The sequence below is a fragment of the Mesorhizobium sp. M2A.F.Ca.ET.039.01.1.1 genome, from assembly GCF_003998035.1.
Lineage (GTDB): Bacteria > Pseudomonadota > Alphaproteobacteria > Rhizobiales > Rhizobiaceae > Mesorhizobium.
This window is the reverse complement of record NZ_RZRY01001070.1, coordinates 1-1,606: the sequence shown is the minus strand read 5'-3', so window position 1 is coordinate 1,606 and position 1,606 is coordinate 1. Positions and strand designations below refer to the sequence as shown.

The following is a 1,606-nucleotide window of genomic DNA, read 5'->3' as shown; positions in this document are numbered from 1 at the left end:
TCTATTGGCTGATTGCCGGGCGCGACGCCGGCTTCCGCCGTCCGCTCATCAAAGCAATTCCAGGAAAAGTGTGAAGCGGTCAGGCCGAGCGGTATCGCCGTAGCCTTCCGCCCGGAATTGCTTGAAGTCAGAGCGCTCAGCTTGACGGCGTGCGCACCGCTTCGGTCGCGTCCAGCGCCTGCATCAGCTTGGAATCACGGTCATAGACGTCGTCGAAATACTCGACCTTGCCGGACATATCAGGCCAGGCGGTGAAATAGGCGACATAGACCGGAATGACGCGCGTGACATTCTCGGTCGAATGGCCGTGCTTCAGCTTCTCGGCAATGTCGTCGACAGAGGTTCCAAGCACTGCGGCGGCCATGCCGCGCGGATCCTGCAGCCGGACGCAGCCATGGCTGAGCGCCCGCATGTCGCGCGCGAAGAAGGACTTCTGCGGCGTGTCATGCATGTAGATGGCGTGCTTGTTGGGGAAGAGTATCTTCAATTCGCCCAGCGCATTGGCCTCGCTCGGCTGCTGGCGCACGCTGAATGGGATCTTAGAGCCATAGGCGCCCCAGTCCACCTCTGACGACGGGATCTGCCTGCCGCGCGAATCCGTCACCTCATAGCCGGCGCGATCGAGATAGCCGGGATCGCTGCGCAGCCTCGGCAGCATCTCGTTGACGATGATCGACTGCGGCACGCCCCAATAGGGATGGAAGTCGACCTGCTTGATGTGATCGTAGAAGAAGGCAGTCTGGTTGGTAACCCGGCCGATGACGACGCGGGTCTTCAGCTTCTCCTCACCACTGTCGATATAGCTGGCGGTGAAGGAGGGCTGGTTGATGAAGACGCGCGGACTGCCGAGATCGGACGGCATCCAGCGCAGCTCCTCGAGCGCCACCTTGACCTTTTCGATCCTGTCGGCCTTCGAAGCGCCGGCCAGCAAAGCCACCGTCCGCGGCCCGATGACGCCGTCGCCCTTCATGCCTTCCCGCTGCTGCACCGCCTTGATCACCGGCACCAACTCGGGGTCGTAAACCACGCTCTTGCCAAGGCGGGCGAGCACCTCGCCATAGTTGCCGCCCATCTCGTCATCAAGATTGCGGGCAATCAGCGTCAGCAACTTGGGCAGTTCCGGGCTGCTCTCACCCGGCTTGAGCAACAGCTTGGGATCGACGACGATCTCGTTTTCCTCGCTGGCCTCGAGCGCTTCCAGTTCGACGCGCAGCGCCTGGTATTCCGGATTCTGCGGATGCCGCGACTCCAGATAGGTGCGGACCTCCTGGGTATGCGCCAGTGTCTTCAGCGCCCCTTCCAAATCGAACGGCTTGGCCGGGAAATCATAGTAGCCGGTCATCCGGTTGGGATCGACACGGCCGCTCTGGGCATCACGGGCGTAGCGCAGCACGCGCGCCGACAGCGCCATCTCGAACCGAACCAGTTCCCTGGTCCGCTCTTCCGGCGTGGCGGAAGTCGCGGCCGCCGGAATGTCGACGGAGTAGTCGGCCGGCGTCAAACCGTAGCTCGCCGCCTCGCCCAGCACCCGCACCGCATCCTGCGCCCTGCTGTTGGGGGCGTTGTCGCTCACCCAAATGAAATCCGGATTGGCCGAGTAATAAGC

At 62.7% G+C, this 1,606-nt stretch carries 1 protein-coding gene; it reads right to left on the bottom strand.

The genetic code is table 11. The features are described from left to right. Window positions 1-136 precede the first annotated feature (136 nt). Window positions 137-1,606: murein L,D-transpeptidase (locus EOA24_RS37315; RefSeq protein WP_133374875.1), on the bottom strand; the 1,470-nt coding region annotated here is incomplete at its 5' end.